This is a genomic window from Pseudomonas sp. SR18 (genome assembly GCF_023701505.1).
In the GTDB taxonomy this organism is placed as follows: domain Bacteria; phylum Pseudomonadota; class Gammaproteobacteria; order Pseudomonadales; family Pseudomonadaceae; genus Aquipseudomonas; species Aquipseudomonas cyclaminis.
The window spans coordinates 93,492-113,053 of the sequence record NZ_JAMQAU010000008.1; the positions used below are offsets into that span (position 1 = coordinate 93,492).

At 60.1% G+C, this 19,562-nt stretch carries 20 protein-coding genes; 14 read left to right on the top strand and 6 right to left on the bottom strand.

The annotated features are described in order from the left end of the window. Positions 1-141 precede the first annotated feature (141 nt). Positions 142-1,059, top strand: a complete 918-nt coding sequence (gene cysD / locus NDJ82_RS13930) for a sulfate adenylyltransferase subunit CysD (protein ID WP_032886164.1) — start codon at positions 142-144, stop codon at positions 1,057-1,059. Between the two features lie 9 nt (positions 1,060-1,068). After that, on the top strand, positions 1,069-2,967 hold the full coding sequence (gene cysN / locus NDJ82_RS13935; protein WP_099583975.1) for a sulfate adenylyltransferase subunit CysN: 1,899 nt from the start codon (positions 1,069-1,071) through the stop codon (positions 2,965-2,967). Between the two features lie 176 nt (positions 2,968-3,143). On the opposite strand, the gene yihG is transcribed toward cysN, so the two are convergent. Genes yihG through NDJ82_RS13950 form a run of 3 tightly spaced genes read right to left on the bottom strand, consistent with a single transcriptional unit; the run spans position 3,144 to position 6,539 of the window. Then, positions 3,144-4,043, bottom strand: coding sequence for a 1-acylglycerol-3-phosphate O-acyltransferase, YihG family (yihG, locus tag NDJ82_RS13940; protein WP_250925717.1), 900 nt, complete (start codon positions 4,041-4,043; stop codon positions 3,144-3,146). Beyond that, entirely contained in the window at positions 4,044-6,143 is a 2,100-nt protein-coding gene (gene pta / locus NDJ82_RS13945; protein WP_099583977.1) for a phosphate acetyltransferase, read from the bottom strand. Positions 6,144-6,203: 60 nt separating this feature from the next. Then, positions 6,204-6,539, bottom strand: a complete 336-nt coding sequence (locus NDJ82_RS13950) for a DUF3565 domain-containing protein (protein ID WP_099583978.1) — start codon at positions 6,537-6,539, stop codon at positions 6,204-6,206. Here NDJ82_RS13950 and NDJ82_RS13955 point away from each other — a divergent pair. Next, positions 6,508-6,993, top strand: a complete 486-nt coding sequence (locus tag NDJ82_RS13955) for an FKBP-type peptidyl-prolyl cis-trans isomerase (RefSeq protein WP_032886172.1) — start codon at positions 6,508-6,510, stop codon at positions 6,991-6,993. The genes NDJ82_RS13950 and NDJ82_RS13955 overlap by 32 nt on opposite strands. A gap of 188 nt (positions 6,994-7,181) precedes the next feature. Here NDJ82_RS13955 and rpsT read toward each other — a convergent pair whose 3' ends face one another. Continuing rightward, positions 7,182-7,460 carry a 30S ribosomal protein S20 gene (gene rpsT, locus NDJ82_RS13960; RefSeq protein ID WP_003188401.1) on the bottom strand — a complete coding sequence of 93 codons (279 nt, stop codon included), beginning with the start codon at positions 7,458-7,460 and terminating at the stop codon, positions 7,182-7,184. Positions 7,461-7,714: 254 nt separating this feature from the next. On the opposite strand from rpsT, the gene murJ reads away from it, so the two are divergent. The 6 genes from murJ to ispH all read left to right on the top strand — a co-directional run bounded on the left by murJ (position 7,715) and on the right by ispH (position 15,224). Further along, a complete protein-coding gene (gene murJ, locus NDJ82_RS13965) occupies positions 7,715-9,253 on the top strand; it encodes a murein biosynthesis integral membrane protein MurJ (RefSeq protein WP_191947965.1) in 1,539 nt (512 codons plus the stop codon). A 119-nt stretch (positions 9,254-9,372) separates the two neighbouring features. Further along, positions 9,373-10,311 carry a bifunctional riboflavin kinase/FAD synthetase gene (ribF, locus tag NDJ82_RS13970; protein ID WP_160385075.1) on the top strand — a complete coding sequence of 313 codons (939 nt, stop codon included), beginning with the start codon at positions 9,373-9,375 and terminating at the stop codon, positions 10,309-10,311. Positions 10,312-10,325: 14 nt separating this feature from the next. Beyond that, positions 10,326-13,157, top strand: coding sequence for an isoleucine--tRNA ligase (ileS, locus tag NDJ82_RS13975; RefSeq protein ID WP_250925718.1), 2,832 nt, complete (start codon positions 10,326-10,328; stop codon positions 13,155-13,157). Continuing rightward, entirely contained in the window at positions 13,150-13,659 is a 510-nt protein-coding gene (lspA, locus tag NDJ82_RS13980; RefSeq protein ID WP_099583982.1) for a signal peptidase II, read from the top strand. Before ileS ends, lspA begins: the two co-directional genes overlap by 8 nt. A gap of 7 nt (positions 13,660-13,666) precedes the next feature. Continuing rightward, on the top strand, positions 13,667-14,104 hold the full coding sequence (gene fkpB / locus NDJ82_RS13985) for an FKBP-type peptidyl-prolyl cis-trans isomerase (RefSeq protein ID WP_250925758.1): 438 nt from the start codon (positions 13,667-13,669) through the stop codon (positions 14,102-14,104). Positions 14,105-14,276: 172 nt separating this feature from the next. Further along, the gene (gene ispH / locus NDJ82_RS13990; RefSeq protein ID WP_099583983.1) at positions 14,277-15,224 is read left to right on the top strand and encodes a 4-hydroxy-3-methylbut-2-enyl diphosphate reductase; all 948 of its coding nucleotides are present in this window, start codon (positions 14,277-14,279) and stop codon (positions 15,222-15,224) included. On the opposite strand, the gene NDJ82_RS13995 is transcribed toward ispH, so the two are convergent. Then, complete coding sequence (locus NDJ82_RS13995) at positions 15,178-15,759, bottom strand: GspH/FimT family pseudopilin (RefSeq protein WP_250925719.1); 582 nt, start codon at positions 15,757-15,759, stop codon at positions 15,178-15,180. The two genes, ispH and NDJ82_RS13995, sit on opposite strands and share 47 nt — an antisense overlap. A 202-nt stretch (positions 15,760-15,961) precedes the next feature. Here NDJ82_RS13995 and pilV point away from each other — a divergent pair, with 202 nt between their 5' ends. The 5 genes from pilV to thiO all read left to right on the top strand — a co-directional run bounded on the left by pilV (position 15,962) and on the right by thiO (position 19,274). Continuing rightward, positions 15,962-16,447: a type IV pilus modification protein PilV gene (pilV, locus tag NDJ82_RS14000; protein WP_191959554.1), complete on the top strand. Its 486-nt coding sequence runs from the start codon at positions 15,962-15,964 to the stop codon at positions 16,445-16,447. Next, complete coding sequence (locus tag NDJ82_RS14005; protein ID WP_250925720.1) at positions 16,444-17,151, top strand: PilW family protein; 708 nt, start codon at positions 16,444-16,446, stop codon at positions 17,149-17,151. Before pilV ends, NDJ82_RS14005 begins: the two co-directional genes overlap by 4 nt. Positions 17,152-17,158: 7 nt before the next feature. Beyond that, a complete protein-coding gene (locus NDJ82_RS14010; RefSeq protein ID WP_099583996.1) occupies positions 17,159-17,689 on the top strand; it encodes a pilus assembly PilX family protein in 531 nt (176 codons plus the stop codon). 11 nt (positions 17,690-17,700) lie between these two features. Continuing rightward, positions 17,701-18,102, top strand: a complete 402-nt coding sequence (locus NDJ82_RS14015) for a type IV pilin protein (protein ID WP_112193393.1) — start codon at positions 17,701-17,703, stop codon at positions 18,100-18,102. A 62-nt stretch (positions 18,103-18,164) separates the two neighbouring features. After that, positions 18,165-19,274, top strand: a complete 1,110-nt coding sequence (gene thiO / locus NDJ82_RS14020; protein WP_250925721.1) for a glycine oxidase ThiO — start codon at positions 18,165-18,167, stop codon at positions 19,272-19,274. Here the strand turns inward: thiO and NDJ82_RS14025 are convergent. Then, positions 19,261-19,494 carry a PP0621 family protein gene (locus NDJ82_RS14025; RefSeq protein ID WP_250925722.1) on the bottom strand — a complete coding sequence of 78 codons (234 nt, stop codon included), beginning with the start codon at positions 19,492-19,494 and terminating at the stop codon, positions 19,261-19,263. The two genes, thiO and NDJ82_RS14025, sit on opposite strands and share 14 nt — an antisense overlap. Between the last annotated feature and the right edge of the window lie 68 nt (positions 19,495-19,562).

Genomic DNA, 19,562 nt, shown 5'->3' on the forward strand with positions numbered 1-19,562 from the left:
ATGGCAGGCCAAACCTGGCGGCATATTCATATACCGTTTCGATCTAGCCAGCTCCCTGAATAGAAGAAGGTGCTGTGCTAGCATGCCTCGCTCGAACACGGCCCGCTGGCCGTCCATAAGATCGTTTTTCCGTGAGTAACCATGGTCGACAAACTGACGCATCTGAAACAGCTGGAGGCGGAAAGCATCCACATCATCCGCGAGGTCGCCGCCGAGTTCGACAACCCGGTGATGCTCTACTCGATCGGTAAAGACTCCGCCGTGATGCTGCATCTGGCACGCAAGGCCTTCTTCCCGGGCAAACTGCCGTTCCCGGTGATGCACGTCGACACCCGCTGGAAATTCCAGGAGATGTACGCGTTCCGCGACAAGATGGTCGAGGAACTGGGCCTGGACCTGATCACCCACGTCAACCCCGATGGCGTTGCGCAGGGCATCAACCCGTTCACCCACGGCAGCGCCAAGCACACCGACATCATGAAGACCGAAGGCCTCAAGCAGGCCTTGGACAAGCATGGTTTCGACGCAGCGTTCGGCGGTGCCCGTCGTGATGAAGAGAAATCCCGCGCCAAAGAGCGCGTGTACTCGTTCCGCGACAGCAAGCACCGCTGGGACCCGAAGAACCAGCGCCCCGAGTTGTGGAACGTCTACAACGGCAACGTCAACAAGGGCGAGTCGATCCGTGTATTCCCGCTGTCCAACTGGACCGAGCTGGATATCTGGCAGTACATCTACCTGGAAGGCATCCCGATCGTGCCGCTGTACTTCGCCGCCGAACGCGACGTGATCGAGAAGAACGGCACGTTGATCATGATCGACGACGACCGCATCCTTGAGCACCTGTCCGACGAAGACAAAGCCCGTATCGTCAAAAAGAAAGTACGTTTCCGTACCCTTGGCTGCTACCCGTTGACGGGCGCGGTGGAGTCCGAAGCCGAGACGCTGACGGACATCATTCAGGAAATGCTCCTGACGCGAACTTCCGAGCGCCAGGGCCGTGTCATCGACCACGATGGCGCAGGCTCAATGGAAGATAAAAAACGTCAAGGCTATTTCTAAGGGGCTGTCATGTCGCATCAATCTGATTTGATCAGCGAGGACATCCTCGCCTACCTGGGCCAGCACGAGCGCAAAGAGATGTTGCGCTTCCTGACCTGCGGCAACGTCGACGACGGCAAGAGCACCCTGATCGGGCGCCTGCTGCACGACTCCAAGATGATCTACGAGGATCACCTGGAAGCCATTACCCGCGACTCGAAAAAGTCCGGCACTACCGGTGACGACATCGACCTGGCCTTGCTGGTCGATGGCCTGCAGGCCGAGCGTGAGCAGGGCATCACCATCGATGTTGCCTACCGCTACTTCTCCACCGCCAAGCGTAAATTCATCATTGCCGACACCCCCGGCCATGAGCAGTACACCCGCAACATGGCCACCGGTGCCTCCACCTGTGACCTGGCGATCATCCTGATCGACGCCCGCTACGGCGTGCAGACCCAGACCCGTCGCCACAGCTTCATCGCCTCGTTGCTGGGCATCAAGCACATCGTGATCGCCGTCAACAAGATGGACATCAATGGCTTCGACCAGAGCGTGTTCGAGCAGATCAAGGCCGATTACCTGAAGTTCGCCGACGGTATCGCCTTCAAACCGAGCACCATGGCCTTTGTGCCGATGTCGGCGCTCAAGGGCGACAACGTGGTGAACAAGAGCGAGCGTTCGCCTTGGTACACCGGCCAGTCGCTGATGGAAATCCTCGAAACCGTCGAGATCGCCAACGACCGCAACTACACCGACCTGCGTTTCCCGGTGCAGTACGTCAACCGTCCGAACCTGAACTTCCGTGGTTTCGCCGGCACCCTGGCCAGCGGCATCGTGCACAAGGGCGACGAGATCGTGGTTCTGCCGTCGGGCAAGAGCAGCCGCGTCAAATCCATCGTCACCTTCGATGGTGAGCTGGAACACGCCGGCCCAGGCCAGGCCGTGACCCTGACCATGGAAGACGAGATCGACATCTCCCGTGGCGACCTGCTGGTGCATGCCGACAACGTGCCGCAAGTAACTGACGCCTTCGACGCCATGCTGGTGTGGATGGCCGAAGAACCGATGCTGCCGGGCAAGAAATACGACATCAAGCGCGCCACCAGCTACGTGCCGGGTTCCATCACCAGCATCGTGCACCGCGTGGACGTGAACACCCTGGCCGAAGGCCCGGCGAGTTCGCTGCAATTGAACGAGATCGGCCGGGTCAAGGTCAGCCTCGACGCCGCCATCGCGCTGGATGGCTACGACAGCAATCGCACCACGGGTGCGTTCATTGTTATCGACCGCTTGACCAACGGCACCGTTGCCGCAGGCATGATCATCGCACCGCCGGTCACTCACGGCAGCGCGGCGCAGCATGGCAAGTTGGCGCATGTGGCCACCGAAGAGCGTGCCCAGCGCTTCGGCCAGCAACCGGCCACCGTGCTGTTCAGCGGCCTGTCCGGCGCTGGCAAGAGCACCTTGGCCTATGCGGTCGAGCGCAAGCTGTTCGACATGGGTCGTGCGGTCTTCGTGCTGGATGGTCAGAACCTGCGTCACGACCTGAACAAAGGTCTGCCACAGGATCGTGCCGGGCGTACGGAAAACTGGCGTCGTGCCGCTCACGTGGCGCGCCAGTTCAACGAAGCCGGCCTGCTGACCCTGGCCGCGTTCGTTGCCCCGGATGCCGAAGGCCGTGAACAGGCCAAGGCGCTGATTGGCGGTGATCGTCTGCTGACTGTGTACGTGCAGGCGTCGCCGCTGGTATGCGCCGAGCGTGATCCGCAAGGCCTGTACGCGGCCGGCGGGGATAACATCCCTGGCGAATCCTTCCCGTACGACGTGCCGTTGAATGCCGACCTGGTGCTCGACACCCAGGCGCTGTCGCTGGAAGACAGCGTCAAGCAAGTGCTGGAACTGTTGCGTCAGCGCGGCGCGATCTAAACCTCGCGGCCACAAAAAAAGCCCGCCACCGAGTGATCGGTGGCGGGCTTTTTCACATCTTCAAGATCGGGCGCGGTCAAATGTGGGAGGGGGCTTGCCCTCGATAGCGGTGGGTCAGCTACGACTGCATCAACTGATGCTCCGTCATCGAGGGCAAGCCCCCTCCCACAGGTTGATCATCGTTTGCCTGGGAAGTCTTTATGCAGCTTTTCCAGCGACGCATCCTTGTCTTCCCATAACCGGTTGATCCAGCTCTGGAACGCCAACCGATACTCCCCATCCTGCTCATAATTCTTGCCAATAAACTCGGCCGGAATCTGCACCTCTTCAAACTGCACCACCACGTCCTTCACATTCCCGCATAGCAAATCCCAATAACCAGGACGCCCGCCAGGGTAGTGAATGGTCACATTCACCAGTGACTTCAGTTGCTCGCCCATGGCGTCCAGCACAAATGCGATGCCGCCAGCCTTGGGCTTGAGCAGGTAACGGAATGGCGATTTTTGCTGGGCATGTTTGCCGTCAGTAAACCGTGTGCCTTCGGCAAAGTTGAAAATCCCGACCGGGTTGTCGCGAAACTTCGCACAGGTCTTGCGGGTGGTTTCCAAGTCTTTGCCTTTCTTCTCCGGGTGCTTCTCCAGATAAGCCTTGGTGTAGCGCTTCATGAACGGAAAGCCCAGTGCCCACCACGCCAGACCAATCACCGGCACCCAGATCAATTCCTGCTTGAGGAAGAACTTCAGCGGGCGAATCCGTCGATTGAGCACGTATTGCAAGACCATGATGTCGACCCAGCTCTGGTGGTTGCTGGTCACCAGGTACGAGTGTTGATAATCCAGCCCTTCAAGGCCTTTGAGGTGCCAGCGCGTGCGCTGTACCAGGTTCATCCAACCCTTGTTGTTGGTGACCCAGGCTTCGTGGGTGTGGTTCATCAGCCATTCGCTGAAGCGCTTGGCAAACGGCAACGCCTTGAACAGCGCAACGATGAACAGGAACGAACACAGCAGGATCGTGTTCAGCGCCAGCAACAGCGAAGCGATCACCCCGCGCACGGCGGCAGGTAGAAAATCCAGCATTTAGATATCCATTGGTCGGTTGGCGGCTTGGATCGCGGTCAGGGCGATGGTGTACACGATGTCGTCAACCTGGGCGCCGCGGGGCAGGTCGTTGACCGGTTTGCGCAGGCCCTGGAGCATCGGGCCCAGGCTTACGCAATCGGCGCTGCGTTGTACGGCCTTGTGGGTGGTGTTGCCGGTGTTCAGGTCAGGGAAGACGAACACGGTGGCCTTGCCGGCGACCTGGCTGTTGGGCGCCAGTTGTCGGGCTACGTCCTCGTTGGCGGCGGCGTCGTATTGCAGGGGGCCGTCGATCAACAGCGAACTTTGCTGTTCATGGGCGAGCAGGGTGGCTTCGCGAACTTTTTCCACTTCCTCGCCGCTGGCCGAATCACCGCTGGAATAGCTGATCATCGCCACGCGCGGGGTAATGCCGAACGCCGCCGCCGAGTCGGCGCTTTGCAGGGCGATTTCCGCGAGTTCCGCAGCGCTTGGGTGCGGGTTCATCACGCAGTCGCCGTACACCAGCACCTCTTCGGGGAACAGCATGAAGAACACCGACGACACCAGCGTGCAGCCCGGCGCCGTTTTGATCAGTTGCAGGGCGGGGCGGATGGTGTTGGCGGTGGAGTGGATAACGCCAGAAACCAGGCCATCCACTTCATCCAGTGCGAGCATCATGGTGGCGATCACCACAGTGTCTTCCAATTGTTGCTCGGCCATCGGCGCGTTGAGGCTTTTGCTTTTGCGCAGCGCGACCATTGGTTCGACGTAGCGTTGGCGGATCAGGTCCGGGTCGAGAATTTCCAGGCCTTCCGGCAATTCGATGCCTTGGGCGCGGGCGACGGCTTCCACATCGGCTGGTTTGGCCAGCAACACGCAGCGGGCAATGCCTCGGGCCTGGCAGATGGCGGCGGCCTGGACGGTAAGTGGCTCGCTGCCTTCGGGCAGCACGATGCGTTTGTTGGCGGCCTGGGCGCGTTGGATCAACTGGTAGCGGAACACCGCTGGCGACAGGCGCATTTCCCGTGGTGTGCCGCAACGCTGATGCAGCCAGCGCGCATCAAGGTGGCTGGCGACGAAATCGGTGATGATCTCGGCGCGCTCGCGGTCATCGATGGGGATTTCTTTGTTCAGGTTGTTGAGCAGGTTGGCGGTGTCGTAGGAGCCGGTGCTCACCGACAGCACCGGTAGCCCGGCCTGAAACGCTCCGCGACACAGATCCATGATGCGCGGATCGGGCAGTGTATCGCTGGTCAGCAGCAGGCCGGCCAGCGGCACGCCGTTGATCGCGGCCAGGCTGACGGCGAGGATGATGTCGTCGCGGTCGCCTGGGGTTACCACCAGCACGCCGGGTTTGAGCAGCTCGACGGTGTTACGCATGGTGCGGGCGCAGATGATGATCTTGGTCATGCGCCGGGTTTCGTAGTCGCCGGCGTTGAGGATCTGCGCGCCCATCAGGTCGGCCACGTCGCGGGTGCGCGGCGCGTTGAGTTCCGGTTGATACGGAATGCAGCCGAGCAGGCGGAAGTCACCGCTGCGCAGTAAAGGCGAATGCTCTTTAAGGCGCGCTGAAAACGCCTCCATGCTTTCGTCGGTGCGCACCTTGTTGAGGATCACGCCGAGTACTTTCGGGTCTTTCGGGCCGCCGAACAGTTGGGCCTGCAATTCCACGCGGCCGGAGAGTTCGGTGAGCACTTCGTTTTCCGGAGCGGAGACCAGGATCACTTCCGCGTCCAGGCTCTTGGCCAGGTGCAGGTTGACCCGTGCCGCATAGCTGGCGTTGCGGGTGGGCACCATGCCTTCGACGATCAGTACGTCCTTGCCCACGGCGGCCTGCTGATAGAGGGTGATGATCTCTTCGAGCAGTTCGTCGAGCTGGCCGTCGCCGAGCATCCGTTCAACGTGTGCCAGGCCCAAAGGCTGTGGTGGCTTGAGGCCGTGGGTGCGTGCCACCAGTTCGGTGGAGCGTTCGGGGCCGGTGTCGCCGGGGTGCGGCTGGGCAATCGGCTTGAAGAAGCCGACTTTCAGCCCGGCCCGCTCAAGGGTGCGCACCAGCCCAAGGCTGATGGAGGTCAGACCCACACCGAAATCGGTGGGCGCGATAAAAAAAGTCTGCATGCGAATTCTCTGGAGGTGCATGGCTTCGGTGGCGCTCTATGGCTGAGCGCCTACCGGGAATCAGGCGTCAAGGTTATCGTTATTCGGCGCTTGCGCACACCAGCCGCAGGCAAAGGGCTGGCCTATTTTTTCCAGACGCTGTGCGGGGTCGAGTACCCAGGCGCGGGATTGCCATGGCGGCTGGTGGCGCAGATGCTGGGTGTGGCCGCAGGAGAGCTCGGCCACCCAATGCCGTTCTTCGTCCAGATGAAAACCGACGACCGTGACCCTTGATCGGTCCCGTCTGTCCGGGTTCTGTTCGCTTTCGGGCAAATCCTTGTTTAGACTTGTCCGTTCTTCATTCTTATGCAAAAGGTCTCGCCCCATGACGATCGCCGCTAACAAGGCTGTCTCCATCGACTATACCCTGACCAACGACGCTGGTGAGGTCATCGACAGCTCCGCCGGCGGCGCGCCGCTGGTCTACCTGCAAGGCGCAGGTAACATCATCCCAGGCCTGGAAAAGGCACTGGAAGGCAAGGCAGTTGGTGATGAACTGACCGTTGCCGTAGAACCTGAAGATGCCTACGGCGAGTACTCGGCTGAACTGGTCAGCACTCTGAGCCGCAGCATGTTCGAAGGCGTTGACGAGCTGGAAGTGGGCATGCAGTTCCACGCTTCCGCGCCGGACGGCCAAATGCAGATCGTGACTATCCGTGATCTGGACGGCGACGACGTAACCGTCGACGGCAACCACCCTCTGGCAGGCCAGCGCCTGAACTTCCAAGTGAAGATCGTTGCCATCCGCGACGCTTCCCAGGAAGAAGTGGCTCACGGCCACGTTCACGGTGAAGGCGGTCATCAGCACTGATTGATGCGTTAATCAGCTGATAGCAAAAACGCCCCGACTGGTTCGGGGCGTTTTTTTTGCGCTTAAAAAAGCACTGAAGTTCAAATGTGGGAGGGGCGTACTTCAGAAAACAAAAATGCCCCGGACCTTTCGGTACGGGGCATTTCTTAACTGTTTCGCAACCAGGGTTGCGTTGCAGTTGTTACCACTTAGGCAGCAGCAGGAACGCTCAGAGCCTTGATGTGGCCGTTCAGGCGGCTCTTATGGCGAGCGGCCTTGTTCTTGTGGATGATGCCTTTATCGGCCATACGGTCGATAACTGGCACAGCCAGAACGTAAGCTGCTTGAGCTTTTTCAGCGTCTTTGGTGTCGATGGCTTTAACTACATTCTTGATGTAGGTACGAACCATGGAACGCAGGCTGGCGTTGTGGCTGCGACGCTTCTCAGCCTGTTTTGCACGTTTTTTGGCGGAAGGTGTGTTGGCCACCGTCGAGCTCCTCGAAAGACTTTTTAGGAAATAGCAAACAAAATAGGCCGCGAATCATGCCGATGACTTGATGTGTTGTCAAGGGCGGCTGATGCGAACTGCTGAGTGGTCGATCTGAAGAGGCGGGTGATTTATTTCCGGCGCTTGACCTGTAAACTCGCGAGCTTTGGCTCTGTGCTGTTGCAGGCGCGCAGTATCGCATAAGTAGGCGCACAGTTCGCCTGCTCTTTATCTAATAGGCGCAAACTCTTTCAATGAATCTGCTCAAATCGTTGGCCGCCGTCAGCTCTATCACGATGATCTCCAGGGTTCTGGGGTTTGTGCGTGACACCCTGCTGGCACGCATTTTTGGCGCCAGCATGGCCACGGATGCCTTCTTTATTGCCTTTAAATTGCCCAATCTGCTGCGGCGTATCTTCGCGGAGGGAGCATTTTCCCAAGCATTCGTGCCGATTCTGGCGGAATACAAGACCCAGCAAGGCGAGGAGGCTACCCGCACCTTTATTGCTTACGTCTCAGGCCTGCTGACCCTGGTTTTGATGCTGGTGACTATCCTCGGCATGCTCGCCGCACCTTGGGTGATCTGGGCCACGGCGCCCGGTTTCGCCAATACGCCGGAAAAGTTCGCGCTGACCACTGATCTGCTACGGGTTACCTTTCCTTATATATTGCTGATTTCCCTGTCATCCCTGGCTGGGGCGATCCTCAATACCTGGAACCGTTTCTCGGTGCCGGCGTTTGTGCCGACCCTGCTAAACGTCAGCATGATCATTTTCGCGCTGTTCCTCACCCCGTATTTCGATCCGCCGGTCATGGCGCTCGGCTGGGCTGTATTGGCCGGCGGCCTGGCACAATTGCTCTACCAACTGCCGCACCTGAAAAAGATCGGCATGCTCGTGCTGCCGCGCCTGAATCTTAAGGACACCGGCGTCTGGCGCGTGATGCGCAATATGCTGCCGGCGATCCTCGGCGTATCGGTCAGCCAGATTTCCCTGATTATCAACACGGCCTTTGCCTCGCTGCTGGTATCGGGCTCGGTATCGTGGATGTATTACGCCGACCGCCTGATGGAGCTGCCGTCCGGCGTGCTGGGCGTGGCCTTGGGCACAATCCTGCTGCCTACCCTGGCGCGCACGTATGCCAGCAAGGACCGGCAGGAGTACTCGCGCATCCTTGATTGGGGCCTGCGCCTGTGTTTTGTCCTGGTGTTGCCGTGTGCCCTGGCGCTGGGCATCCTGGCCGAGCCGCTGACGGTTTCACTGTTCCAATACGGCCAATTCGACGCCCATGACGCCTTGATGACGCAGCGCGCGCTGGTTGCCTACTCCGTCGGCCTGCTCGGCATCATCGTGATCAAAGTGCTGGCGCCTGGCTTTTATGCCCAGCAAAACATCCGTACCCCCGTGAAAATCGCGATCTTCACGCTGATCGTCACGCAACTGCTCAATCTGGTGTTTATCGGTCCATTGGCTCATGCCGGCCTGGCCCTTGCGATCAGCGCGGGTGCCTGCATCAATGCGGGCTTGCTGTTTTATCAACTGCGCAAACAGCAGATGTTCCAGCCGCAGCCGGGCTGGGGCATGTTTGCCCTCAAGCTGCTGGTGGCGGTGGCAATGATGTCGGCGGTGTTACTGGGCTTGATGCACTTTATGCCGGCGTGGGACCAAGGCCCTATGTTGGAACGCTTCATGCGTCTGGGCGTGTTGGTTGTCGCTGGCGTGGTGGTGTACTTCGGAATGTTGCTGCTGCAGGGTTTCCGCCTGCGGGATTTCAATCGCAAGTCGTTGAGCTAGAGAGTTTGCCGCGATAAAAGCGGTGTTTTATCGATTCGATCCATTTGCCCTGCGCTGTTGCCTGTCGTCTGAGGCTGGGTGTGGTTATAATCGACCACTTTATGAGCAAGAAGCGCGTTATGCAGCTGGTTCGAGGTCTCCACAACCTGCGCCCCCAGCATCGGGGCTGCGTCGCCACTATTGGCAACTTTGACGGTGTTCACCGTGGTCACCAGGCTATCCTGGCCCGGCTGCGCGAGCGTGCGGTCGAGTTGGGCGTGCCCAGCTGCGTGGTGATTTTTGAGCCACAGCCGCGGGAATACTTCACCCCGGAGACGGCGCCGGCCCGCCTGGCCCGCTTGCGGGACAAGTTGCAACTGCTGGCCGAAGAAGGCGTGGACCGCGTCCTCTGCCTGGCTTTCAACCAGCGCTTGCAAAGCCTCAGCGCCGCCGAGTTCGTCGACCGTATCCTGGTGGATGGCCTGGGCGTGCAGCATCTGGAGGTCGGCGACGACTTCCGTTTTGGTTGCGATCGGGTTGGGGATTTCGAATTCCTGCAGCACGCCGGCGTTACCCAGGGCTTTACCGTTGAAGCCGCGCAAACCGTCGAACTGGACGGCCTGCGTGTGAGCAGCACCCAGGTGCGTAATGCCCTGGCGGCTGCCGACTTCGCCCTGGCCGAGCGTCTGCTGGGTCGCCCGTTCCGCATTGCCGGGCGGGTACTGCACGGCCAGAAGCTGGCGCGCCAACTGGGCACGCCAACCGCCAACGTGCAACTCAAGCGTCGTCGTGTGCCGCTTACCGGGGTTTACCTGGTGAGCGTCGACATCGACGGCCAGCCGTGGCCGGGAGTCGCCAACATAGGCGTCAGGCCCACGGTTGCAGGTGATGGCAAGGCCCACCTGGAAGTTCACCTTTTGGATTTTGCCGGTGATTTATACGACCGGCGTTTGACGGTGGTTTTCCACCAGAAGCTGCGTGAAGAGCAGCGTTTCGCCTCCCTTGAGGCGTTGAAAACGGCGATCAATGCGGATGTCGCCGCCGCCCGTGCACTAGCCGCACCTAGCGCCCATCGCTAACCGAAGAGCCTTAAATGACCGACTATAAAGCCACGCTAAACCTTCCGGACACCGCCTTCCCAATGAAGGCCGGCCTGCCACAGCGCGAACCGCAGATCCTGCAGCGCTGGGACAGTATTGGCCTGTACGGAAAGTTGCGCGAGATTGGCAAGGATCGTCCGAAGTTCGTCCTGCACGACGGCCCTCCTTACGCCAACGGCACGATTCACATCGGTCATGCACTGAACAAAATTCTCAAGGACATGATCCTGCGTTCGAAAACCCTTTCGGGCTTCGACGCACCTTATGTTCCGGGTTGGGACTGCCACGGCCTGCCGATCGAACACAAGGTCGAAGTGACCTACGGCAAGAACCTGGGCGCCGATAAAACCCGCGAACTGTGCCGTGCCTACGCCGCCGAGCAGATCGAAGGGCAGAAGTCCGAGTTCATCCGCCTGGGTGTGTTGGGCGAGTGGGACAACCCGTACAAAACCATGAACTTCAAGAACGAGGCCGGTGAAATCCGCGCCTTGGCAGAAATCGTCAAGGGTGGTTTCGTTTTCAAGGGCCTCAAGCCCGTGAACTGGTGCTTTGACTGCGGTTCGGCATTGGCCGAAGCCGAAGTCGAGTACGAAGACAAAAAGTCCTCGACCATCGACGTGGCGTTCCCGATCGCCGACGACACCAAGCTGGCCCAGGCATTCGGCCTGGCAAGCCTGAGCAAACCAGCGGCCATCGTGATCTGGACCACCACCCCGTGGACCATCCCGGCCAACCAGGCGCTGAACGTGCACCCGGAGTTCACCTACGCGCTGGTAGACGTCGGTGATCGCCTGCTGGTGCTGGCCGAGGAAATGGTCGAGGCGTGCCTGGCGCGTTACGAGCTGCAAGGTTCGGTCATCGCCACCACCACCGGCTCCGCGCTTGAACTGATCAACTTCCGTCACCCGTTCTATGACCGTCTGTCGCCGGTGTACCTGGCTGACTATGTCGAGCTGGGCTCGGGCACTGGCGTGGTCCACTGCTCGCCCGCCTATGGCGTTGACGACTTTGTGATCTGCAAGAAGTACGGCCTGGTCAACGATGACATCATCAACCCGGTGCAAAGCAACGGCGTGTACGTGCCTTCGCTGGAGTTCTTCGGTGGTCAGTTCATCTTCAAGGCCGACCAGCCGATCATCGAAAAGCTGCGTGAAGTCGGCGCATTGATGCAAACCGACACCATCAAGCACAGCTACATGCACTGCTGGCGCCACAAAACTCCGCTGATCTACCGCGCCACCGCGCAGTGGTTCATCGGCATGGACAAAGAGCCAGCCAGCGGCGATACCCTGCGCAACCGCGCGATCAAGGCCATCGAAGACACCAAGTTCGTCCCGGCCTGGGGCCAGGCGCGCCTGCACTCGATGATCGCCAACCGTCCGGACTGGTGCATCTCCCGCCAGCGTAACTGGGGCGTGCCGATCCCGTTCTTCCTGAACAAGGAAAGCGGCGAGTTGCACCCGCGTACCGTCGAGCTGATGGAAGTCGTGGCCCAGCGCGTTGAACAGGAGGGCATCGAAGCCTGGTTCAAACTGGACGCCGCCGAACTGCTTGGCGACGAAGCGCCGCAGTACGACAAGATCAGCGACACCCTCGACGTGTGGTTCGACTCGGGCACCACCCACTGGCACGTGCTGCGTGGCTCGCACCCGATGGGCCACGAGACCGGCCCGCGTGCCGACCTGTACCTGGAAGGCTCGGACCAACACCGTGGCTGGTTCCACTCCTCGTTGCTGACCGGTTGCGCCATCGACGATCACGCCCCGTACCGCGAATTGCTGACCCACGGCTTCACCGTCGACGAGACGGGTCGCAAGATGTCCAAGTCGCTGAAAAACGTGATCGAGCCGAAAAAGATCAACGACACCCTGGGCGCCGACATCATGCGTCTGTGGGTGGCCTCGACCGATTACTCGGGCGAGATCGCCGTATCGGACCAGATCCTGGCCCGCAGCGCCGATGCCTATCGTCGCATCCGCAATACCGCGCGCTTCCTGCTGTCGAACCTGACCGGTTTCAACCCGGCCACCGACATCCTGCCGGCCGAGGACATGCTCGCCCTGGACCGTTGGGCCGTGGACCGCACCCTGTTGCTGCAGCGCGAGTTGCAGGAACACTACGGCGAATACCGCTTCTGGAACGTGTACTCGAAGATCCACAACTTCTGCGTGCAGGAACTGGGTGGTTTCTACCTCGACATCATCAAGGACCGCCAGTACACCACCGCCGCTAACAGCAAAGCACGCCGTTCGGCGCAGACTGCGCTGTACCACATCAGCGAAGCGCTGGTGCGCTGGATCGCGCCGATCCTTGCGTTCACCGCCGACGAACTGTGGGAATACCTGCCGGGCGAGCGCAACGAATCCGTGATGCTCAACACCTGGTACGAAGGCCTGACCGAACTGCCTGCCGACTTCGAACTGGGCCGCGAGTACTGGGAAGGCGTGATGGCCGTCAAAGTTGCGGTGAACAAGGAGCTGGAAGTTCAACGTGCGGCCAAGGCCGTCGGTGGCAACCTGCAAGCTGAAGTCACCCTGTTTGCCGAGGAAGGCCTGACCGCCGACCTGGCCAAACTGAGCAACGAGCTGCGCTTCGTGTTGATCACCTCCACGGCGAGCCTGGCGCCATTCGCCCAAGCACCGGCTGATGCCGTGGCTACCGAAGTGCCGGGCCTCAAGCTTAAAGTGATGAAGTCCGCCTTTGCCAAGTGCGCCCGTTGCTGGCACTGCCGTGAAGATGTGGGTGTGAACCCTGAGCATCCGGAAATCTGTGGTCGTTGCGTCGACAACATCTCCGGTGAAGGCGAGGTTCGCCACTATGCCTAACGCCAGTCGTTTCGGACGCCTGGGCTTGCTCGTGTTGAGTTTGCTGGTCCTGGTCATTGACCAGGTCAGCAAGGCTCACTTCGAGGGCTCCCTGGAAATGTTCCAGCAGATCGTGGTGATCCCCGATTACTTCAGCTGGACCCTGGCCTACAACACCGGCGCCGCGTTCAGCTTCCTCGCTGATGGCGGTGGCTGGCAGCGCTGGCTGTTTGCCGTTATCGCGCTGGTGGTCAGTGCGGTGCTGGTGGTGTGGCTCAAGCGCCTGGGTCGCGATGACACCTGGCTGGCCGTTGCCTTGGCCCTGGTGCTGGGTGGTGCGCTGGGTAACCTGTACGACCGCATTGCCCTTGGCCATGTGATCGACTTCATCCTGGTGCATTGGCAGAATCGTCATTACTTCCCGGCGTTCAACTTCGCCGACAGCGCCATCACCGTCGGCGCAATCATGTTGGCGCTGGATATGTTTAAAAGTAAGAAAACCGGAGAGACCGTCAATGACTGATCAGGTATTGGCTGAGCAACGCATCGGCCAGAACACGGAAGTCACTTTGCACTTTGCATTGCGCCTGGAGAATGGCGACACGGTCGACAGCACGTTCGACAAAGCCCCTGCGATCTTCAAGGTCGGTGACGGCAACCTGCTGCCGGGTTTTGAAGCGGCCCTGTTCGGTTTCAAGGCCGGCGACAAGCGCACCCTGCAGATTCTGCCGGAAAACGCCTTTGGCCAGCCCAACCCGCAAAATGTGCAGATCATCCCGCGTTCGCAGTTCCAGGACATGGACCTGTCGGAAGGTCTGCTGGTGATCTTCAACGACGCGGCGAATACCGAACTGCCTGGCGTGGTGAAAACCTTCGATGACGCGCAAGTGACGATCGACTTCAACCACCCGTTGGCCGGTAAAACCTTGACCTTTGACGTTGAAATCATCGACGTTAAAGCACTTTGATCAACGCCCCGGTCTAAAATGTGGGAGGGGGCTTGCCCCCGATGGCAGCGGCTCAGTCAAAGATGTATCAATTGACGCGCAGCCATCGGAGGCAAGCCCTCTCCCACTTTTGATCTCTATTGTCAGTTCAGTAGCATCAACTCTGACCCCAGCGCCAGACACGAGGCACAGCATGCAAATCAAACTCGCCAACCCCCGTGGCTTCTGCGCCGGCGTGGACCGTGCGATCGAAATCGTCAATCGCGCCCTGGAAGTCTTCGGTCCGCCGATCTACGTGCGTCATGAAGTCGTCCACAACAAGTTTGTGGTCGAAGACCTGCGCGCACGCGGCGCGATCTTTGTCGAAGAGCTAGACCAGGTGCCGGACGACGTGATCGTCATCTTCAGTGCCCACGGTGTTTCCCAGGCCGTGCGTACCGAAGCAGCAGGCCGTGGCCTCAAAGTGTTCGATGCCACCTGCCCTCTGGTCACCAAGGTGCACATCGAAGTCGCGCGCTACAGCCGCGACGGTCGGGAATGCATCCTGATCGGTCATGCCGGTCACCCGGAAGTCGAAGGCACCATGGGCCAATACGACGCCAGCAATGGCGGCGCCATCTACCTGGTGGAAGACGAGAAAGACGTCGCCAACCTGCAGGTGCACAACCCAGATCGTTTGGCCTTCGTCACCCAGACCACCTTGTCCATGGACGACACCAGCCGTGTGATCGATGCCCTGCGCACCCGTTTCCCGGCCATCGGCGGCCCGCGTAAGGATGACATCTGCTACGCCACCCAAAATCGCCAGGACGCGGTCAAGCAATTGGCTGACGAGTGCGATGTGGTTCTGGTGGTCGGCAGCCCCAACAGCTCCAACTCCAACCGTCTGCGTGAGCTGGCTGAGCGCATGGCTACCCCGGCGTACTTGATCGACGGAGCTGAAGACATGCAGCGCAGTTGGTTCGATGGCGTCCAGCGTATCGGCATCACAGCAGGTGCTTCTGCCCCTGAAGTACTGGTGCGCGGTGTTATCCAGCAACTGCACGCCTGGGGGGCTACCGGCGCTGATGAGTTGGCGGGACGTGAAGAGAACATCACTTTCTCCATGCCCAAGGAGCTGCGGGTTCGCTCACTGCTCTGAATACCAGGGTGCCGGAGGTACTCCGGCACAACGCCTGTTCGGCTTTATCGCTGCGCAGGCTGATGCGCCCACTGGGCGCCAGCACCACTTGGTGCACGCTTTGCGCCGAGTCCTTGGCGCATACGTGCACAGTACCGGCACGAAAACCTCCCCCTGAAAATACCGGTTCGCCCAACCCGCTGAACCGCACCTGGCTTTTGACCGGGCCATTTCCCACTATCGGCACACGACCGCTGTCCTGGCGCTCCAGCAGCACCGGGTTGTTGTTGTCCAGATGGCCGCGCCCGCTGATGTCCACTATCACCCGCCAACCTCGACTCCAGTCATCGTCCAGTGCGTGAATGACCACCGCGCGGTTACGCGTGATGGCTTCGGTGCGTGCGAAGCGGAGTCCGTTGGTCAGCGATTGCGCCGCGCTTTGTCGCTGCTGTGACTCCAGCAGCCCCGCGAAACCCGGCACTGCCAGATGCGCCAGGATGCCGCTCACGATCAGTCCGAGCAGCAGTTCGATCAGGGTAAAACCTCGTTGTCCCATTGGTCGTCCCTCCGTGGACGTGTGCAGAAAGCAGGTTGAGACATAGGTATAGCGCCCGGCGCGGAGTGCCGAATGATGGCCTTCATGTCCAAAGTATTTCCCTTTGTTCCATCGGCAGCGCGGGCGAAAAACCGACGCTAGTCTTGGGCCGCACCGCAGGATTTCCTGCTTTTTTTGCCCTTCGACACGGATGACGACGGTAATGCTTGCCTGCCTGAATACCTGTTTTCCCCACGCTGTAGCGCGACATCAAATCGGCATGACGTTGATTGAGGTGCTGGTAGCGGTGCTGATTCTCGCGGTCGGCCTGTTAGGCGCGGTGGTGCTCCAGCTCAATGCCCTCAAATACACCGACAGTTCGAGGATGACCAGTCAGGCCAGTTTCATTGCCTACGATATGCTCGACCGAATCCGCGCCAATTCCGGCGCCGACTACTCATCGCCAGGGAGGGTAAGGGCTCCGGCCAATACCGCGACTGCCAGTGCGCGTGACCTGGACCTGCATGATTTCGAGGCCAATATTCGCGGTTTTGCCGGGGAAAGTGCCAAAGGCTCTGTGGTGGTCAGTAGAAATGAGGTGACGGTCAGTATCAGTTGGGATGACCGATCGAGTTCGAACATCCCTGATGCGCGGGAAACCTTTACCCTGACCAGTCGCATCGACCCAGGGCCAGAGGTGGCGCAATGAGGCCTGTGGCGAGGGGTTTCAGCTTGATGGAGTTGCTGCTGGCCCTGGCAGTCGGTTTGGTGCTGGTGCTTGGGGGCAGCCAAGTGGTGATCGGTTCCCGAATGACCCACGCCAGCCAGCAGGCAGCCATGTTGCTGCAGGACGACGCTCGGTTTGCGCTGGGCAAGATGCTCCAGGACATCCGTCAGGCGGGCATGTTTGGCTGTATGGCTACTGCATTTATCGACAATGCCCCACCGGCCTTTGATCGGCCGGTTGGCTGGAGTGCCGGGGGCGGTTCAACGTCGCTGACGCTGTTGACTGCGGACGTGGGTGCTGGCGGTGGCAAACCTGACTGGACGGTGTTGTCCGACTGCACGGGTACGGCCTATGCATACGGCGGGACCTCACCTTCGCCAGTTCCCGGGCAGATTCGCTTTGCCATTCGCCAACTCACCTACACCTTCGAGGCCGGCCAGTTAAAGGTCAGCACGCCTGCTGCGCCGGCCAGGGCAGTGTTGGTGGATAACGTGGGGGCGTTCGATCTCAGTTTCGGTGTGGCGGCCAGGCCGACATCGGCGCAGGTAGTGCGCTACGACGCCATGCCGTCTGACGAGTCGTTGATCCGCAGCGTACGCATCCGCATGACGCTGCGAGACCCGACGGGCCGGGTGAAAGATCAAACCTATAGCGTCGTGGCGGCGCTGCGTAACCGTGTGGGGTAGGGCGGTCATGGTGCTGACTGACGGTATTTCTTCGCAGCAGAGGGGAATGGTGCTGCTGATAAGCCTGGTGTTTTTGCTGCTGTTGTCACTGATTGGCTTGTCGTCAATCCAAGGTGCGGTGGCCCAGCAAAAGATCAGCGGCAGCCTGTGGCAACGAAACCAGTCGCTTCAAAACGCCGAAAGCGGCTTGAGGCTGGGAGAGCAGGCGGTGCAGCGAGCGGGTGTCGGGTGGCCGCAGTGCTGGTCGATCGTTACCTGCGCGCCGCCGGACGAGGCGTTTTTGCTGGTGGCTGCAGGGACGAACCCTGTTTCGGCAGTGACCTGGGTTGCCGTCAGGGGAGGGCTCTACGGCATTCAAGCCTTGGGTCCTGGCGTAGGGCTGGCGCATCTGCCGCCTCATGCCTCGGCGGCGGTCTACCGGGTGACAGCAGTCGGGTTCAGCGGCCAGTCGCGCACGGTATTGGAGACTGTATATGCGCGGGTGGAGTTGGAAAGTGGCCCGCGGTTTCGGCGGGTGTCATGGCGACAGCTTCAATGAGGAACAGTGGAATGGGCATGGACTGCCGGGGCTTTACCCTGATCGAGTTACTTATCTGCGTAGCGATCATCGCGTTTCTGGCCGGGATCGCTTACCCCGGCTACACCCGTCATGTAAAAAAGGTCTATCGCGCGGAAATTGTCGCGCTACTGACCGAGCAAGCTCAGCACCTTGAGCGTTTTTATACGAGGAACGGCACTTTTATTGACGCCAGCGGCGTCAGCACCGGCAATGATCGCTATAGAATCACCGCTGCGTTGAACCCTCAGGATTTCTACCTGGTCGCTACGCCGGGCGTCGATTCGTTGATGGTGGGTGACCCTTGTGGTGACTTCAGCCTTAGCAGCACGGGTGTGCGGGCCAATCCGGGGGCAGCACCTGAGATGTCGCGCCAGACATGCTGGGGGCAATGATGGGGGTGCTGGATGATTGGGCGCCAGGTGCGCTTATTCCTATTTATCGGCTGGATCGAATGATGGCTAAGCAACAGCAAGTGGTGATTGTCGGCGGCGGAGTCATTGGCCTGCTGACCGCGTACAACCTGGCGAGCCGGGGGCAGGCGGTGGTCCTGTTGGAGCGGGCCGGTGTGGGGCAGGAGTCTTCATGGGCGGGCGGTGGCATTGTGTCTCCGCTGTATCCTTGGCGCTACAGCCCGTCGGTCACTGCATTGGCCCATTGGTCCCAGGATTTTTATCCGCAACTGGCTGAGCGCCTGTTTGCCGCCACCGGCATCGACCCTGAGGTTCATACCACCGGCTTGTACTGGCTGGACTTGGAAGATGAGGCCGAGGCGCTGGCGTGGGCGGTCCGTGAAGGTCGGCCTCTAGGCAAAGTGGATGTGTCGGCCGCCCATGATGCGGTTCCGGTGCTGGGTGGCGGGTATTCCAGCGCGATCTATATGGCTGACGTGGCCAATGTGCGCAACCCTCGCTTGGTCAAATCCCTCAAGGCTGCGTTGTTGGCACTGCCTGGCGTAACTGTTCACGAACAGTGTGAAGTCACTGGATTTGTCATGAAAGGCGACAATGTAGTGGGCGTAAACACGGCAGTGGGGGCGATTGTCGGGGAGCAAGTGGTACTGGCAGCAGGCGCGTGGAGCGGTGAGTTGCTCGGCACGCTGGGCTTGGTGCTGCCGGTGGAACCGGTCAAGGGGCAGATGATTTTGTACAAATGCGCCTCGGACTTCTTGTCGAGCATGGTCCTGGCCAAGGGCCGTTATGCCATCCCCCGGCGCGACGGGCATATTCTCATTGGCAGTACCCTGGAACACGAGGGCTTCGACAAGACCCCCACCGATACTGCGCTGGAAAGTCTCAAAGCCTCGGCTGTGGAGCTGATTCCCGCCCTGGCAGACGCCGAAGTAGTGGGGCATTGGGCCGGTTTGCGCCCAGGCTCACCGGAAGGTATTCCCTATATCGGCCAGGTTCCCGGCTTTAAAGGGCTGTGGCTCAATTGCGGGCATTACCGCAACGGCCTGGTACTGGCGCCGGCGTCCTGTCAGTTGTTTGCAGACTTGCTGCTGGGGCATGCGCCGATCATCGATCCTGCGCCTTACTTGCCTGAAGGTCGCATCAGCGCTGTATAGACTTCGGTCCCTGCTCCAGATGCGCCTGAGTGCAATACCACTCCTGGCGCAACCTTAGGGCGCGATCCTGTGGCAGGTGCACGCCGCAGTGGGCGCAACGCACCATCAACGCAGCGTCAGGTTCGTTGTTGCGTTGCTGCTTGGCGGCCGGGTTTTTGAATTTGCGCCAGAACCATACCGCGGCAGCAATAACGGCAATCCAGAACAGAAGACGAAGCATGATGGGCGGTTTCTCGATAAGGAATGCGCCAGTTTAGCCAAGGACGTGGCAGACGCACAGCGCAATAA

Coding starts and splice junctions, on each gene's coding strand:
- cysD (WP_032886164.1), top strand. CDS start 142: ATGGTCGACAAACTGACGCATCTGAAACAGCTGGAGGCGGAAAGCATC.
- cysN (WP_099583975.1), top strand. CDS start 1,069: ATGTCGCATCAATCTGATTTGATCAGCGAGGACATCCTCGCCTACCTG.
- yihG (WP_250925717.1), bottom strand. CDS start 4,043: ATGCTGGATTTTCTACCTGCCGCCGTGCGCGGGGTGATCGCTTCGCTG.
- pta (WP_099583977.1), bottom strand. CDS start 6,143: ATGCAGACTTTTTTTATCGCGCCCACCGATTTCGGTGTGGGTCTGACC.
- NDJ82_RS13955 (WP_032886172.1), top strand. CDS start 6,508: ATGACGATCGCCGCTAACAAGGCTGTCTCCATCGACTATACCCTGACC.
- NDJ82_RS13950 (WP_099583978.1), bottom strand. CDS start 6,539: ATGGAGACAGCCTTGTTAGCGGCGATCGTCATGGGGCGAGACCTTTTG.
- murJ (WP_191947965.1), top strand. CDS start 7,715: ATGAATCTGCTCAAATCGTTGGCCGCCGTCAGCTCTATCACGATGATC.
- ribF (WP_160385075.1), top strand. CDS start 9,373: ATGCAGCTGGTTCGAGGTCTCCACAACCTGCGCCCCCAGCATCGGGGC.
- ileS (WP_250925718.1), top strand. CDS start 10,326: ATGACCGACTATAAAGCCACGCTAAACCTTCCGGACACCGCCTTCCCA.
- lspA (WP_099583982.1), top strand. CDS start 13,150: ATGCCTAACGCCAGTCGTTTCGGACGCCTGGGCTTGCTCGTGTTGAGT.
- ispH (WP_099583983.1), top strand. CDS start 14,277: ATGCAAATCAAACTCGCCAACCCCCGTGGCTTCTGCGCCGGCGTGGAC.
- NDJ82_RS13995 (WP_250925719.1), bottom strand. CDS start 15,759: ATGGGACAACGAGGTTTTACCCTGATCGAACTGCTGCTCGGACTGATC.
- pilV (WP_191959554.1), top strand. CDS start 15,962: ATGCTTGCCTGCCTGAATACCTGTTTTCCCCACGCTGTAGCGCGACAT.
- NDJ82_RS14005 (WP_250925720.1), top strand. CDS start 16,444: ATGAGGCCTGTGGCGAGGGGTTTCAGCTTGATGGAGTTGCTGCTGGCC.
- NDJ82_RS14010 (WP_099583996.1), top strand. CDS start 17,159: ATGGTGCTGACTGACGGTATTTCTTCGCAGCAGAGGGGAATGGTGCTG.
- NDJ82_RS14015 (WP_112193393.1), top strand. CDS start 17,701: ATGGGCATGGACTGCCGGGGCTTTACCCTGATCGAGTTACTTATCTGC.
- thiO (WP_250925721.1), top strand. CDS start 18,165: ATGGCTAAGCAACAGCAAGTGGTGATTGTCGGCGGCGGAGTCATTGGC.
- NDJ82_RS14025 (WP_250925722.1), bottom strand. CDS start 19,494: ATGCTTCGTCTTCTGTTCTGGATTGCCGTTATTGCTGCCGCGGTATGG.